The organism is Halopseudomonas sp. (assembly GCF_041579695.1).
Taxonomy (GTDB): domain Bacteria; phylum Pseudomonadota; class Gammaproteobacteria; order Pseudomonadales; family Pseudomonadaceae; genus Halopseudomonas.
The window spans coordinates 1-15,583 of the sequence record NZ_JBFGFI010000027.1 but is presented as its reverse complement, the minus strand read 5'-3'; the positions used below and the strand labels follow the sequence as shown (position 1 = coordinate 15,583).

At 60.4% G+C, this 15,583-nt stretch carries 15 protein-coding genes; 5 read left to right on the top strand and 10 right to left on the bottom strand.

Features of this window, described 5'->3' with window-relative positions:
* Positions 1-17: 17 nt before the first annotated feature.
* From ABYA88_RS07810 to xseA, 4 genes are all read right to left on the bottom strand, one after another.
* Entirely contained in the window at positions 18-1,133 is a 1,116-nt protein-coding gene (locus ABYA88_RS07810) for an alkene reductase (RefSeq protein WP_373186492.1), read from the bottom strand.
* A gap of 176 nt (positions 1,134-1,309) precedes the next feature.
* Complete coding sequence (leuA, locus tag ABYA88_RS07805; RefSeq protein ID WP_373186491.1) at positions 1,310-2,980, bottom strand: 2-isopropylmalate synthase; 1,671 nt, start codon at positions 2,978-2,980, stop codon at positions 1,310-1,312.
* A 494-nt stretch (positions 2,981-3,474) separates the two neighbouring features.
* Positions 3,475-4,308: a peptidoglycan DD-metalloendopeptidase family protein gene (locus tag ABYA88_RS07800; RefSeq protein ID WP_373186490.1), complete on the bottom strand. Its 834-nt coding sequence runs from the start codon at positions 4,306-4,308 to the stop codon at positions 3,475-3,477.
* A 2-nt stretch (positions 4,309-4,310) separates the two neighbouring features.
* Positions 4,311-5,693, bottom strand: a complete 1,383-nt coding sequence (xseA, locus tag ABYA88_RS07795) for an exodeoxyribonuclease VII large subunit (RefSeq protein ID WP_373186489.1) — start codon at positions 5,691-5,693, stop codon at positions 4,311-4,313.
* 124 nt (positions 5,694-5,817) lie between these two features.
* On the opposite strand from xseA, the gene guaB reads away from it, so the two are divergent.
* The 3 genes from guaB to ABYA88_RS07780 all read left to right on the top strand — a co-directional run bounded on the left by guaB (position 5,818) and on the right by ABYA88_RS07780 (position 9,538).
* The gene (guaB, locus tag ABYA88_RS07790) at positions 5,818-7,287 is read left to right on the top strand and encodes an IMP dehydrogenase (RefSeq protein ID WP_373186488.1); all 1,470 of its coding nucleotides are present in this window, start codon (positions 5,818-5,820) and stop codon (positions 7,285-7,287) included.
* Between the two features lie 128 nt (positions 7,288-7,415).
* Entirely contained in the window at positions 7,416-8,996 is a 1,581-nt protein-coding gene (gene guaA, locus ABYA88_RS07785; protein WP_373186487.1) for a glutamine-hydrolyzing GMP synthase, read from the top strand.
* 65 nt (positions 8,997-9,061) lie between these two features.
* A complete protein-coding gene (locus ABYA88_RS07780; RefSeq protein ID WP_373186485.1) occupies positions 9,062-9,538 on the top strand; it encodes a DUF4112 domain-containing protein in 477 nt (158 codons plus the stop codon).
* 5 nt (positions 9,539-9,543) lie between these two features.
* Here the strand turns inward: ABYA88_RS07780 and ABYA88_RS07775 are convergent, their stop codons facing one another.
* The 6 genes from ABYA88_RS07775 to ABYA88_RS07750 form a co-directional block, all read right to left on the bottom strand.
* Positions 9,544-9,666, bottom strand: a complete 123-nt coding sequence (locus tag ABYA88_RS07775) for a hypothetical protein (protein WP_373186483.1) — start codon at positions 9,664-9,666, stop codon at positions 9,544-9,546.
* A 163-nt stretch (positions 9,667-9,829) separates the two neighbouring features.
* The gene (locus ABYA88_RS07770) at positions 9,830-10,456 is read right to left on the bottom strand and encodes an ABC-type transport auxiliary lipoprotein family protein (RefSeq protein WP_373186481.1); all 627 of its coding nucleotides are present in this window, start codon (positions 10,454-10,456) and stop codon (positions 9,830-9,832) included.
* Positions 10,453-11,388, bottom strand: a complete 936-nt coding sequence (locus ABYA88_RS07765; RefSeq protein WP_373186480.1) for an MlaD family protein — start codon at positions 11,386-11,388, stop codon at positions 10,453-10,455. Before ABYA88_RS07765 ends, ABYA88_RS07770 begins: the two co-directional genes overlap by 4 nt.
* On the bottom strand, positions 11,388-12,200 hold the full coding sequence (locus ABYA88_RS07760; protein ID WP_373186479.1) for an ABC transporter ATP-binding protein: 813 nt from the start codon (positions 12,198-12,200) through the stop codon (positions 11,388-11,390). The genes ABYA88_RS07765 and ABYA88_RS07760 overlap by 1 nt, the downstream gene beginning before the upstream one ends.
* Positions 12,197-13,330 carry an MlaE family ABC transporter permease gene (locus ABYA88_RS07755; RefSeq protein ID WP_373186478.1) on the bottom strand — a complete coding sequence of 378 codons (1,134 nt, stop codon included), beginning with the start codon at positions 13,328-13,330 and terminating at the stop codon, positions 12,197-12,199. Before ABYA88_RS07755 ends, ABYA88_RS07760 begins: the two co-directional genes overlap by 4 nt.
* A 54-nt stretch (positions 13,331-13,384) precedes the next feature.
* Entirely contained in the window at positions 13,385-13,837 is a 453-nt protein-coding gene (locus ABYA88_RS07750) for a YhcB family protein (protein WP_373186477.1), read from the bottom strand.
* A gap of 201 nt (positions 13,838-14,038) precedes the next feature.
* On the opposite strand from ABYA88_RS07750, the gene ABYA88_RS07745 reads away from it, so the two are divergent.
* Entirely contained in the window at positions 14,039-14,662 is a 624-nt protein-coding gene (locus tag ABYA88_RS07745) for an alpha/beta hydrolase (RefSeq protein WP_373186476.1), read from the top strand.
* A gap of 88 nt (positions 14,663-14,750) precedes the next feature.
* The coding region (gene zapE, locus ABYA88_RS07740) for a cell division protein ZapE (RefSeq protein WP_373186474.1) at positions 14,751-15,583 on the top strand (833 nt) is incomplete at its 3' end.

Below are 15,583 nucleotides of genomic sequence, written 5' to 3'. Positions count from 1 at the left end.
AGGCCGGGGTTTGCGCGTCAGGTCGCTGACTGGTCCATGGTCGGATAGTCTGTGTAGCCTTCTTCCGCGCCGCCATACAGGGTCGACGGGTTGATCTCGTTCCATTCCGTGCGTGTCTTGATACGCTGGACCAGGTCCGGGTTGGCAATGTAGGGCCGACCAAAAGCGACCATGTCCGCCAGGCCATCCTCGATCGCCTGGCCACCGGATTCTGCAGTCATGCCGCCAGCGATAATCATCCGTCCGTCATACAGTTCGCGCAGCGTCTCTAGCAGGGAGTCAAAGCCCTCGTAAACGCCACCCACCCAATCAGGGCGGTTGACGTGTACATAGGCCAGACCACGGCTGTTCAGTTCGCGCAGCAGGTGACTGAAGGTCTCCCGCGGGTCGGCATCATCCACACCGTTGAACGTACCCATGGGCGAAATGCGGATGCCCACACGACCACTGTCGCCGGTCGCGTCAATCACCGCATCAACCACTTCGAGCACCAGCCGAACCCGATTCTCCAGGCTGCCGCCGTACGCATCGGTGCGCTGGTTACTGTCGGAGCAGAGGAACTGATCGAGCAGGTAGCCGTTGGCTGCATGTATTTCCACGCCATCGAAATCCGCATCAAGCGCATTGCGGGTCGCCTTAGCATAGTCAGCCACGATTCTGGGCAACTCTTCGGTCTTCAATGCCCGTGGCATACCAGTGGGCGCCTTGTGGCTGCTGCCGTCGGGCTCCTGGACGTAACACTCGGCCTTGGCCTGAATCGCCGAGGGTGCCACTGGAGCGGCGCCGTCGGGCTGCAGCAGCGGATGGGAAATGCGGCCGACATGCCATAGTTGCAAAAAAATGCGGCCATCCGCGTCATGTACGGCCTGCGTGACCTTCCTCCAACCCTCGATCTGTTCTGCGCTATGAATCCCCGGCGTCCAGGCGTACCCCTGACCCTCGGCTGATATTTGCACGGCTTCACTGATAATCAGGCCGGCGTTGGCACGCTGGGCATAGTAGGCGGCGTTCAGTTCGTAGGGCACATTGCCGGGCTGTTTGCTGCGCTGGCGGGTAAGGGGCGCCATGATTACGCGATTAGGCAGATCGAGGCTGCCCATACGAACGGGCGTCAGAAGGGGTGATCGGGACATCTGGTACGACTCCTTGTTGTCTGGACCGGTGGGTACAGAATGTGCGGTGTATTATGGGGGCCGCAATTCTTTTAACAAGTCGGCACGATTTAACTGGATGTGTCAGCAGCGATGGGCCTGCTGGCAGGTCGATGCCAAACGCGCCGGACAGGGCCCGGCGCGTTTCCACTGATGCCTCACGCGGCCTGGGCGTCGGCCTGTCGCAGGGCTCGGTTCAATGCGCTGAACAGCGCACGGAAGCTGGCGGTAGTGAGGTTCTCGTCGATCCCGATCCCGTGCAGCGGGCGACCTCCATCCAGGCGGATTTCCACGTAGGCGGCGGCCTTGGCGTTGGTGCCCGAGCCAATGGAATGTTCGTGATAGTCCATTATCTCGACTGCCACCGGTAATCCGGCGACCAGCGCTTCGAGGGGGCCTTTGCCCAGGCCACGCCAGTGCAAGGTCTCGCCCTGGTTGAGTACTTCCACGTCCACCGCGCTGGTGCCATTTTCCTCCTGCAGTCTATGGCGGATCAGCGCATAGGGGCTGGTGGCCTGTATGTACTCACGATCAAGCAACTCATGGATCTGCACGCCGCTCATTTCCAGGCCCAGACGGTCGGTCTCGCCCTGTACGACCTGGCTGAACTCGATCTGCATTCGCCGCGGCAGGCTGATGCCGTAACCCTGCTCGAGCAGGTAGCTGATGCCACCCTTGCCCGACTGGCTGTTGACCCGGATAACCGCGTCATAGCTGCGACCGATGTCATCGGGGTCGATTGGCAGGTAGGGTACTTCCCACGGCGTATCCGGCTTGCGTTGGGCAAAGCCCTTGCGGATCGCATCCTGGTGCGATCCGGAGAATGCGGTATGTACCAGGTCGCCGACATAGGGATGGCGCGGGTGCACGGAGAGCTGATTACACTCCTCAACGACCTTGCGTACGGAATCGATGTCGGAAAAATCCAGTTGCGGATGGATGCCTTGGGTGTAGAGGTTGAGCGCCAGGGTAACCAGATCGACGTTGCCGGTGCGCTCGCCATTGCCGAACAGGCAGCCTTCGACCCGATCGGCGCCGGCGAGCAAGCCAAGCTCTGTGGCGGCAACGCCGGTGCCGCGGTCGTTGTGCGTGTGCAGGCTGATCAGCACGCTGCCGCGGCGGCTGATATGCCGGCCGAACCATTCGATCTGGTCGGCATAATGATTGGGCGTGGCAATCTCGACCGTGGCCGGCAGGTTAAGGATAACTTTGTTCTCGGGCGTCGGCTGCCACACGTCGAGCACGGCGTCACAGACTTCGACAGCGAAATCCAGCTCAGTGGAGGTGAAGATCTCTGGCGAATACTGGAATGTCCACTGGGTGTCCGGCTGCTCTGCAGCAAGCTGCTTGATCAGCGTGGCGGCATTGACGGCAATGTCGACGACGCCTTTCTTGTCCTGGTTGAACACGATGCGGCGGAAGCTGGGCGCTGTTGCGTTGTACACATGAATGATGGCTTTTTTGGCGCCGCGTACGGATTCGAAAGTGCGTTTGATCAGGTCTTCGCGTGCCTGGGTCAGCACCTGGATGGTGACGTCATCCGGGATATGGCCTTCGTCGATCAGGCTGCGGACAAAATCGAAGTCGGCCTTGGAGGCTGATGGGAATGCAACTTCAATCTGCTTGACGCCGACCTTGACCAGGGTCTGGAAGAATTTCAGCTTGCGCGCAGGGTCCATGGGCTCTATCAGCGACTGGTTGCCGTCACGCAGGTCGGAGCTGCACCAGATCGGTACTTCGGTAAGAGTCCGCGACGGCCATTGGCGATCGGGAATATCTACCGGCTCGAATGCGCGATATTTGCTGGACGGGTCTTTGAGCATGCTCATGGTCTGCTTCCTTTTCGGCCCTTTACCTTGTGGGTCGGGCGGGTACTGAATTGGGTGTTGTTGCAGTAAAAGTTAATTGGTTGCTGTTTTTATTGCAATGCGTCTTTGAAATTTGGCAGGAATGGCTAATCGGGGTCGATATATAGGGTTTTTGTGATTTCGAGGCCGAGATTTTGGGGGATTGTTGCGCAGTTGTGAATGCTGGTCGTTTGGTGCAGATCGCTCCCAGCCTGGCAGGGTTCCGAAAGCCGCCGTGAATCCGTCCCTGGAGGCTTGTCAGAAACGTCCCTGTTTCAGACACTTTCTGCACCCCGCCAGGCTGTGCGCTTGGCAGGCTTCGGTGTGAGGTAGGGTTTGCTGTCCAGGGTCAAAAGTGAAACCTTCGTGCCTCACCCAGCCCCCGTCATTCCCGCGAACGCGGGAATCCATGTTGACCTTCGCGCAGTCTCAACGAGTCACTACCCGCAGTCCAGAAGGTCCTGGCGCGAGATTTGTCAGGGCATGAATGCGCCTATGAATATTGAGGGGTCCACGCGGGTGCTATTCAGGCTGACGTTCCAGTGCAGATGTGGTCCGGTGGCGCGGCCTGTGGCGCCGACTTTGCCGACGTGTTCGCCGCGGGCGAGCTCGTCCCCGACTTTCACATCGATTGCCGACAGGTGACAGAACATGCTGATCAGCCCTTGGCCGTGGTCGACGAACACGGTCTTGCCGTTAAAGAAGTAGTTTCCAACGAGAATCACCTGGCCGGCTGCGGGAGCTTTGATCGATGTGCCGGTGGGGGCGGCGAAATCCAGGCCGGAATGGGGGTTGCGCTCCTCGCCGTTGAAGAAGCGGCGCAGGCCGAAGGCGCTGGACAGGCGGCCTTCCACCGGGCGGTCAAATAACAGGTTGCTGGGCTGGCGGGCGCTGAAGGTCTTGTAGGCGCTGATCTGTTCATCGAGCTCACGCTTGATGCGTTTGAGATGCTCCGGATCGGGCGTGACGTGTTGCTGGTTTTGCAGCTTTATATGCTGTTCGGGGTATTTGCGGTCGGTGACCTTGAACGCAACCTTTTCGCCGTCAGCAAGCTCGATGTATTCGTTACCGGCCTTTGCGGTCAGGGGTATGCCGGCGATGGCGATCCAGCGCTGGCCGTCTTCGCGGATGACCAGCAGAGGCTGGTCCTGGTAATGCGCACGTGGGGCTTCTGACTGTTCAGGCAGTGTGACTACCGCCACGCCGCCGGGTACCGGCTTGTTGAGCAGCCGGGTAATGAAGCCTTCCGCGTGGGCAGGAAGAGTCAATATGGCCAGGCAGAACAGAATGATCAGGCGCTTGAACGGCATGGTTATTCCAGCAACGGGAGGGTGTGTGGGGCTTCCAGATTGTCTTCTACGCGCAAGGCCAGGCGGCCGTCGCTGAGCTGCGCTTCGACGCGTTGGCCCGGTCTGGTGTCGGTATGGCTGCGTAATGGCTTGCCTTGCTGGTCGAACAGGATGCTATAGCCGCGGCCCAAGGTGGCCAGTGGGCTGACGACGTTGAGCGTTTGCGCGAGGCCGTCCAGTCGCTGGCGGCGTTGTTGCAATGTCTGGGTTATCGCCCGGGGCAGGCGACGGTCGAGTTGATCGAGGCGCTGACGCAGCAGTGCCAGGTGGCGACCTGGGTGTTGTGCTTGCAGGCGTGCCTGCAGTCTTTCGCTGCGTTGGCTGACCTGGTTCAGTTGCTGGCGCATGCCACGCTTGAGGCGCATTTCCAGGTCATCCAGGCGTTGGGTCTGCTGTGCCAGGCGTTCGCCGGGATGGCGCAAGCGGCGGCGCAGGTTCTCCAGGCGCAGGTGTTCGCGGGCCAGACGATCGCGCAGGCATTGGCGTAATTGGCGATGGGCGCGCTCTACCTGCTGCAGCATGGCCTGCTGATCAGGGCTGAGCAGTTCTGCTGCCGCCGAAGGGGTAGGGGCGCGCACGTCGGCGATGAAATCGCAGATGGATACGTCGGTTTCGTGGCCCACTGCGCTGACCGTGGGCGTGTGGCAGGCAGCGAGGGCGCGGGCGACGATTTCCTCGTTAAAGGGCCAGAGATCTTCCAGCGAGCCGCCGCCGCGGGCAACGATCAGGGCGTCGAAGCCTGAGCGGTCGGCCAGTTCAAGCGCACGCACTATCTGCGGCGCAGCGTCCCGGCCCTGGACGGGAGTGGGGACCACGATGAGCTCGATAAAGGGCGCGCGGCGGCCGAATACGCTGATGATGTCCCGTACCGCCGCGCCGCTGGGGGAAGTGATTACGCCGATGCGCTTGGGGTGAGCGGGCAGCGGTCGTTTGCGTTCGCTGGCGAACAGACCCTCTTCGAGGAGCTTGGCTTTCAGGGCATCGAAGGCCAGGCGCAGCGCGCCGTCGCCGGCCGATTCCATGCTGTCGACGATCAGCTGGTAGTCGCCGCGTCCCTCATACAGGCTCACCCGGCCGCGCACGCGCACCTGCAGCCCATCGCTCAGCGCCATGCGCACGCGATTGGCATGCTGGCGGAAAAAGGCGCAGCGAATTTGCGCCTTGCTGTCCTTGAGGCTGAAGTATAAATGGCCGGAGGAGGGGCGGGCGAGGTTGGACAGTTCGCCCTCAACCCATATCTGCGGGAAAACATCCTCCAGCAGGCTGCGGGCACGGGCATTGAGCTGACTGACGCTGAGCACGTCGCGTTCTTTGGTAAGGCGTTGAAACAGGGCATCATCATTCATGCGGTCATCTTAGCGTGCGCAGGCGCTGCAGAGAATAATTGAATGACACTGCGATACTCATTGAGCGTACCGGGCGTGGCAGGTATAATGCCTTGCTTCCATTTTCCCGCTCGGGAGCCCTGCTATGCTACGTGTAAGCCAAGAAGCCCTAACCTTTGACGATGTTCTGCTTGTGCCCGGTTATTCCGAGGTCATGCCGAAAGACGTCAGCCTGAAGTCCCGGCTCACCCGGCGCATCGAACTCAATATTCCCCTGCTTTCCGCGGCCATGGATACCGTCACCGAGGCCCGTCTGGCCATCGCGATGGCTCAGGAAGGCGGTATGGGGATCATCCACAAGAACATGACCGTCGAACAGCAGGCTGCCGAAGTACGCAAGGTGAAGAAGTTCGAATCCGGCGTGGTCAAGGATCCGATCACCATCGATGCAGATGCCACTGTCGGTGAATTGGTCGAGCTGACCCGAGTCAACAACATCTCCGGTGTTCCGGTGCTCTCTGGTGGCAACCTCGTCGGTATTGTCACCGCGCGTGACATACGGTTCGAAACCCGTATGGGAGCCAGCGTACGCGAGGTCATGACCGGCAAGGACCAGCTGGTCACCGTGAAAGAAGGTGTCAGCGCCGGTACGGTGCGTGAATTGCTCCACCGTCACCGGATTGAGAAAGTGCTGATCGTTGACGACGAATTCCGCCTCAAGGGCATGATGACCGTTAAGGATATCGAAAAGGCTCGCGCCTATCCCAACGCCACCAAGGATGACCAGGGCCGGTTACTGGTTGGCGCTGCAGTAGGTACGGGTGTGGAAACGCCCGAACGCGTCGCGGCGCTGGCAGCTGCCGGCGTGGATGTGGTGGTGGTTGATACCGCCCATGGTCATTCCCGTGGTGTGCTCGACCGCGTGCGCTGGGTCAAGGAGAACTATCCGGATATCCAGGTTGTAGGCGGTAATATCGCCACTGCCGAGGCTGCCCTCGCGCTGGCTGAGGCAGGCGCTGACGCAGTCAAGGTCGGCATCGGTCCGGGTTCAATCTGCACTACACGCATCGTCGCAGGTGTCGGCGTACCGCAGATTTCTGCGATTGCCGATGTGGCGACCGCGCTGAAGGATTTTGATATTCCGGTTATTGCCGACGGTGGCATCCGTTTTTCCGGCGACCTGTCCAAGGCAATCGCTGCCGGCGCGTCGGTCGTGATGATGGGCTCGATGTTCGCCGGTACCGAAGAGGCGCCGGGCGAGGTCGAGTTGTTCCAGGGCCGGTCCTACAAGGCATACCGCGGTATGGGGTCCATGGGCGCGATGTCCGGGAGCCAGGGTTCATCTGATCGTTACTTCCAGGATTCCAGCGCTGGCGCCGAGAAACTGGTGCCCGAGGGGATTGAAGGCCGCGTGCCATACAAGGGCTCGCTGGCTGCGATCATCCATCAGCTGATGGGTGGCCTTCGCGCCTCCATGGGTTACACCGGCAGCCGCGACATTCTGGAAATGCGCACCAAACCTCAGTTTGTGCGTATTACCAATGCCGGTATGAGTGAGTCGCACGTCCACGATGTGCAGATCACCAAGGAAGCACCCAACTACCGGGTTGGCTAAGCGACAGCCCTGGATGATTTACTGTCGCGGCACGTTCTTGCATGTCGCGACAGGGATCTCCGCAGACGGTCGCCGCATCACATTCCTACATCACTTTTTTGCGTAACGTCCTTCAGAGAGCCTGCCCTATGGTCCATCAAGACATTCATGCCCACCGGATCCTGATTCTGGACTTCGGTTCTCAATACACCCAGTTGATTGCCCGGCGCGTGCGCGAGATTGGTGTGTATTGCGAAATCCGCGCCTGGGATATGGAAGAGGGCGAGATCCGCGACTTCGCTCCCAGGGGCATAATCCTGGCCGGGGGGCCGGAGTCGGTGCCATTGCCGGGCTCGCCGCGCGCACCGGAGATCGTGTTCACGCTCGGTGTGCCGGTACTGGGTATCTGTTACGGCATGCAGACCATGGCCGAGCAGCTTGGTGGCAAGGTTCAGGGCTCGGACAAGCACGAGTTCGGTTACGCGCGGGTGGATGTCGTTGGCAAGAGCGACTTCATGAGCGGGATCGAGGATCACGTCGATGCTGACGGCCTGCTCAGCCTGGATGTGTGGATGAGCCACGGTGACAAGGTCATCGAGCTGCCGAACGATTTCCATATCCTGGCCAGTACCCCGAGCTGTCCGATCGCTGCGATGGGTGACGAGAAACGACATTTTTACGGTCTGCAGTTCCACCCTGAGGTTACCCATACACGCCAGGGTCTGCGCATGCTCTCGCGCTTCATTCTCGAGCTGTGTGGATGCGAAGCCCTGTGGACGCCGTCCAATATTGTCGAGGATGCAGTCGCCAATGTACGTGCCCAGGTGGGCGACGCCAATGTGCTGCTGGGGCTCTCCGGTGGCGTGGATTCTTCGGTTGTTGCAGCGTTGCTCCACCAGGCTATCGGTGATCAGCTGACCTGTGTATTTGTGGACAATGGCCTGTTGCGCCTGCATGAGGGCGAGCAGGTGATGGCGATGTTCGCCGAGAACATGGGCGTGAAGGTGATTCGGGTTAACGCCCAGGAGAAGTTTCTCTCGCGGCTGCTGGGCGTCACCGATCCAGAAGAGAAGCGCAAGATCATCGGGCGCACCTTTATCGAAGTGTTCGATGAGGAAGCGACCAAGCTTCAGGGCGTGAAGTACCTGGCCCAGGGCACCATCTATCCGGACGTGATCGAATCGGCCGGCTCCAAGAACGGCAAGGCGCATGTGATCAAGTCCCACCATAACGTCGGCGGCCTGCCGGACGATATGGCCTTCGAGTTGGTCGAGCCGCTGCGCGAACTGTTCAAGGACGAGGTCCGCAAGATCGGCCTGGAGCTGGGCCTGCCCTTCGACATGGTCTACCGCCATCCTTTCCCTGGTCCGGGCCTGGGCGTGCGGATTCTCGCCGAAGTGCGCAAGGAGTACGCCGATATTCTGCGCCGTGCCGACCACATTTTCATCGAGGAGCTGCGTCGCGCTGATCTGTACCACAAGACCAGCCAGGCCTTTGCGGTCTTCCTGCCAGTGCGCTCGGTGGGTGTAGTGGGTGATGCCCGTCGTTATGAATGGGTCATTGCGCTGCGCGCAGTGGAAACCATCGACTTCATGACGGCACGCTGGGCGCATTTGCCCTATGAGTTCCTGGAGACGGTGTCTAACCGCATCATCAACGAGATTACCGGGGTGTCGCGGGTAACGTACGACATATCCAGTAAGCCGCCAGCTACAATCGAGTGGGAATGATCGGGTAGGCCGGGCACCTTCCGGCACTTCCTGATTGCAAGCCACACAGGGAGAAGAGTCTGCATATGCAGGATAAAGGCAGGGAAAAAACCAGAAAGAAGCTGGAACGGCTTGCCTGGTTTCTCGACAGCTCGATCAAGGTTCCCGGTTTCAATGCGCGGTTCGGTTTCGACAGCCTGATCGGCCTGATACCCGGCGTTGGCGACGTGATCACGGCTCTTATCTCCAGCGTGGTGATTTCCGAGGCCGCGCGCATGGGCGCACCCAAGGCCCTGCTGTTGAAAATGGCCTTCAATGTGCTGGTGGATACGGTAGTGGGCGCGATACCGCTGGTGGGCGACCTGTTTGATTTTGCCTGGAAAGCCAATAATCGGAACGTGCGGCTGCTTAATCAGTACCTGGACAGTCCGCGTGAGACAGTGGTCAACAGTCGCTTATTCGTATGGGGGCTGGCGGTGGTGCTCATGGGGCTCGTGATCCTGGTGGGCTATCTGATAGTCCTGTTGTTCCAGGCACTGTTGAGTGCGTCTCCGGCGCTGTAACCTGTTCACTCAAGCCCGTATACACCGATGCCTTTGTTGGCTATCTGCAGCGTAGCCAGATAGTGCCATTCTTCAATGCCGGTCGTGTCGCCGACGACATCCGGCGACCACGGAGCTGATCGTTTCACGGGCCAGTGAGGCCGCCGCCGGGCAGGCATTCATGGTGCCATCCAGCAGCGCAAGCTTCGGTGGCGGCGCCACCAGCGAGAGTCGGTGCACGAAAGCGTTGCGCCGCCCTCCCTTTTGCAGTCGCTCCCTAGCAGCTTGTTCGCCGGACTGAACTCGCTGCTCTCAGCGCGCGACGATATCCACCACCTGGCTCCGGGTCCAGTCGATCAACTGGCTGGCAAGTTCGTCCGAGGCGAGTTTGAAGCCCTCTACCACGCCGGGTACCTCTGCAGATTTCAGCCTTTGCTCCACGACGAACGTTTCCCCGGCAATGATTTCCCGGCTGACCGGATCAATAAGCCGGGCATGCAGCTCGATTACCGCCGAGGGTTGGGAGCCTTCGTAAATGACCTGGAAGCGGCGCAAATTGCTGCTCAGGTGGATATCCGCCCGGAATGAACTCTCATCAGAGCTCACCGCCTTGAGTATCTTACTCTGCCCGAATGCGCGGGCGAGGTGCTCGCGCAACAGGGCGGGGACGGGATCGGACCAGCGCGCACCCTTGTAGGTCTGCAATTCATTGCCGCGCGGGTTCACCACCATTCGCGGACTGCTGAGCACCGAGCCGGCCTGAGGGGTGTCGATACGCAGCGATTGCGCTAACGGCTCCATTGTTGAGGGCGGCAGATTGGGGGCAGGCAACTGATATATTCGCTGCGATTCGCCCTGTGGGAAGACGGTACAGGCTGACAGCCAGAACAGGCTTGTCAGTGCAAATATGCCCAGAATGGAACGGCGTGGCTGCCTCATGGTTCGAACTCCTTCATGCTGTCGCGACCCAGGATAAAGCGCGTCGGATTGTCCTCCAGGCGCCGCGTAATGGACCGTAGTGACTCAAGCGTGGCTCGTAGCTCGTTTATCGCCGGGTCAAGCTGGGACAGGCCCTGCATGCCGCTGGTGAAGGCTTCGCTGTTGTTCTCGAGGATGGTTTCCAGAGCGCCGCTGGCGCTGGCAATCGATGTCAGTGCCTGTTCGGCCTGATTCAGTGTGCGGGCGCCCTGCTGGTTGAGCAGGGTGTCAGCACTGGTGACCAGTTCGCTGCTGCGCTGCAGGGTCTCAGTGGCCTGTTGGCTGGCGCGGGTCAGCTCGCTGAGCAGTTGTTCCAGGTTTTCCCCCTGGGCGGCGATGCTGCCGGTAGCCTGTTCCACGTTGGCAAGCGTGCGACCAATGCTGTCTGCGTTTTCGTCGGACAGGATGCTGCGGGCACTGGACATCAGCTGGTTGACGTTGGTCATCAGGTCTTCGCCATCGGCCAGCAGCGAGGAGATCGGCGAAGGTTTGGCGACAATGACCGGAGGTCCGTTGTCGCTGGTCAGCGGTGGGCTCGATGGTGTGCCGTGGCTCAGTTCGATGACCGAGTTACCGGTAATGCCGGTGAAGGAGAGGCGGGCGCGGGTGTTCTCCTTGACCGGCACGTCCGCGCCTACGCGGATCCGGGCAAGGACGCGACGAGGATCTTCGGGATCCAGCTCCAGGGAGGCGATGTCGCCGACCTTGATCCCGCTGTACTGAACGGCGCTGCCACGCGACAGGCCGGTCACCGCCTCGTTGAAGACGACGATGTAATCCTTGTATTCGCGGCTGGTGGCAGCACTCCCGAGCCAGAGAGCGAAGACTATCGCTGCACCGGCGGCGAGCAATGTGAACAGGCCAATCAGCACGTGGTGGGCGCGAGTTTCCATCAGCGATCATGCTCCGGCTGTTGTTGGTTGCGTTCGGTCGCATTGGCCGCAGCGCGGCCTCTGGGGCCATGAAAATAGTCCTGGATCCATGGATCGTCCACGGCTGCGACACGTTCCAGCGTGTCGGCTACCAGCACCTTCTTCTGCGAAAGTACCGCTATCCTGTCACAGATCGCGTAGAGCGTGTCCAGATCATGCGTCACCAGGAATACACTGAGACCCAGCGCGTCGCGCAGAGTTCGTATCAGCTCGTCAAACGCCGCTGCGCCGATCGGGTCCAGACCTGCCGTCGGCTCGTCAAGAAACAGGATATCCGGATCCAGCGCCAGTGCTCGGGCCAGCGCTGCACGCTTGATCATCCCGCCCGACAGCTCGGAGGGATACTTGCCCCCGGCATTGGCCGGGAGGCCGGTAAGCGCAAGCTTCATCTGCGCCAGGTGCTCTGCGTCTTCGCGGCTGAGGCCGCCGTGTTCAATCAGCGGCAAGGCGATGTTTTCAGCCACCGTCATCGACGAAAACAGCGCACCCTGCTGGAATAGGACGCCGAAGCGCCGTTCGTGGCGGGATCGCGCCTCGGCATCGAGCGCTTGCAGGTCTTCGCCAAAGACCTCGACGCGGCCACCCGTGGGGCGGTGCAGGCCAAGAATCGAGCGCAGCAGAACCGACTTGCCGCTGCCGGAACCGCCCACGACGCCGAGAATTTCACCGTGATGGATATCCAGGTCCAGATCTTCATGCACGGTCTGGGAGCCAAAGCGGTTGATCAGTCCTCGCACCCGGATTAGTGGTTCATCGTGTGTCGTCTCGGTCACCAGCCCATCTCCATGAAGAACAGGGCAGCCACGGCGTCCACAAGGATCACCACGAAGATGGATTGCACCACGCTGGAGGTCGTGTGTTCGCCGACGGACTGAGCGCTGCCACTGACCTTGAAGCCCTCCAGGCAACCAATCAGGGCGATCAGGAAGGCAAAGACCGGGGCCTTGGCGATGCCCAGATAGAAGTGCTGCACGTCCATGTTCTGCTGCAGGGTGCCCAGGAACATCGAAGGGGAGATATCGAGTGAAACCATGCAGACCAGCGCGCCGCCGAGCAGCCCGAAGAACATTGCAACCAGGGTGAGAATAGGCAGTGCGATCAACATCGCCAGCACCCGGGGCAAAACGAGTAGGTCGATCGGATTGAGCCCGAGCGCCCGTATCGCGTCGATCTCCTCGTTGGCTTTCATCGAGCCGATCTGTGCGGTGTAGGCACTGGCTGTGCGTCCAGCGAGCAGGATCGCGGTCAGTAACACGCCAAATTCGCGCAGGAAGGAAAAGGCGACCAGGTCGATCGTATAGATGGTGGCGCCAAAGCTCTCTAGAATCGTCGCGCCGAGGAACGCCACTACCGCACCGACCATGAAGGTTAACAGCGCCACGATCGGCAGCGCGTTGAGACCTGTCACCTCGATCTGTGCCACCAGTGAGGTGACTCGCCAGTTACCCGGGCGCAGGATGTTGCGCGCGAGGCTTGCCAGTACCAGGCCGGTGAATCCGAGCAGGTCCACCAGGTGGTGCCAGAACGCAAGAGAGGCGGCGCCGATACGAGCCAGCAGATCGACAATCAATACGCCTTGTGGGGCGGGGGGAGGAGGTGACTTCTCGATGGTCTGGGCCACTCGCTGCAACAGGATGCCTTGCTTGTGTCCGATGCCATCATCTTGCTCGGCAAGTCGGGAAAGCAGCTCGGGACCCAGCAATTCCGCGAGTAGCTGAGCGCCGGCAGTGTCGAGTTTGCCCAGTTCGCGTAAATCTGCGCTCTGGATTGCCGGGGTCTGGTCCTGCGCTATCCGCTCTCGCAGCTCGGCATAGTGCGTCAGTACCCAGTCGCCGCGAATGATCAGGTGTTCCTGATTATCTGCGGCGCGTTGGAAAAAAAGATCAGAGTCAGCGCCCGACATGCTTATCGGTATCCGCAGTTGAGACTGGTGGCCGCCAGGCCACCGGAGGAACTATCAGGGCTTGCGTTTGAGGCCATAGTCTTCCGACAGGGTGCCGGGGCTGTCCTCGCCCTTTGGCGCATAGTCGCGCGGCGGCTCCAGGCTGTCAAACAGCGGCTCGCCGTTGGGTCGACTGCGCGATACCGGAGGCTCTTCCAGTGCGGCCAGTAGGCGTTGACGGGTAATATCGTCAGGCGAGAGGTCCATTGCACCCTGGCAAAGATGCTCCTGAATCTCCTGGTGGCTGCGGTTGAGCTGGGCAACCAGGCTGGCGGTAGTCTTGAAGTGGCTGGAGACTTCCTGCTGATATTCCTCGAAGCGCAGCTGCAGATTCTCGAGTTGCGCGCGCGTTCCGGACGAATAGCTGCCGCTGACGCGCCGGGCAATCTGGGTAAGCACGATGCCAATAATGACGCCTGCCGCCAGGGCAATGGTTACTGCAATCCACAGGTTTTCGCTTGCTTCCACTGTGTTTCCCTCATTGAGCGTTGGGCTGCCAGGCGGGCTCGAAAGCGCCTGATCAGCTAATGTACTAACGGTAACGACATTTCTCTGCCAAGGCTAGTACCCTTTGGGCTAGCCTGCACTGCCAGCCTGTCGAGGTCACCTTCACAGGCCCTGTTGTAGGTGAGAGACGCGTTTTTCACAGGCAAGGTCACGGGGGTGTGAATGAGCGGCAAGCTTGAAGAGCGACAGACGATCGAAGGGCCGACGGGTCCTCTGGAAATGCTGGTAACCCAGGCCGAGCAGCCAGTTGCGGTGGCGGTCATCTGTCACCCGCACCCGCTGCACGGCGGCAGCATGACCAACAAGGTGGTGCATACCCTGATGCGTGCTGCCCGCGATATGGGGGCGAGCGTTGTGCGGTTCAATTTCCGTGGGGTGGGCCGCAGTGGCGGCGAGCATGACGGCGGTTGCGGCGAGGTTGATGACTGCCTTGCTGTCATCAACTGGGCACGCGAGGAAATGCCCGCGCCGGCCCTCTGGGTCATGGGGTTTTCCTTTGGTGGCTACGTGGCTGCGGCGACGGCCAACCGGCTGGACAGCCCGGCCCGGCGTTTGATCCTGGTTGCGCCTTCCGTGGAACGGCTGCCCTTCGCCGATCTCTTACCTCTGAGGACGCCGGCTACGGTGATGATGGGTGAGGCCGACGATGTGGTGGCTTCGGCTGCGGTGTTCGATCTGCTGGAGGGCCGCGAGCACATAGAAGTGGTGCGTTTTGCCGAGACCGGTCATTTCTTCCATGGGCGGCTGGTGGAGCTGAAGGACGCGGTAGAGCAGGCGTTGGTGTGAGAAATTTTCCGGTTACTATCGGACAATTGCCAAATACGCTGGTCAGGGGGTACAGTTCCGGCCCCTTTTCCCTCCCATGGTCAGCATTATGACGCCTCTCGATCGTTACCAGGCGGACCTGAAGCGTCCGGATTTTGTTTACGACCCAGCGCAGGAAAACGCCGTGCGGCACCTGCAACGTCTCTTCGATGATCTGGTTGCCGCGGAGCATTCCCGCTCCAGCCTGTTCGACAGGTTGTTGGGCAGACAGCCGGAGCCGGCCAAGGGACTCTATTTCTGGGGCGGTGTCGGTCGCGGCAAGACCTATCTGGTGGATACCTTCTTTGACGCGCTGCCGATCGAGCGCAAGATGCGTACGCATTTTCATCGCTTTATGCAGCGCGTACATCAGGAGCTAAAAGGTCTCAAGGGCGAGAAGAATCCGCTGACATTGATCGCACGCCAGTTTGCCGATGAGGCGCGGGTTATCTGTTTCGACGAGTTCTTCGTCTCCGATATTACCGATGCGATGATCCTTGGCACGCTGATGGAAGAGCTTTTCAAGAACGGTGTAACGCTGGTCGCCACCTCCAATATCGTACCCGATGGGCTATACAAGGACGGGCTGCAAAGGGCGCGGTTCCTGCCCGCCATTGCATTGCTGAAGAGCCAGACTGAAGTGGTCAACGTGGATAACGGCGTGGATTATCGGCTGCGCGCGTTGGAGCAGGCCGAGCTCTACCATTGGCCGCTGGATGAAGGCGCGGATCTGAGCCTGCGGCGGAGTTTTGAGAGCCTGGTGCCAGATATCGATGAGGTCGTGGAGGGTGATCTGCTGACTGTGGAGAATCGTCCGGTCAAGTCCATTCGCGTGTGCGAGGACGTCGGCTGGTTCGAGTTTCGCGAGCTGTGTGACGGCCCGCGCAGCCAGAATGACTACAT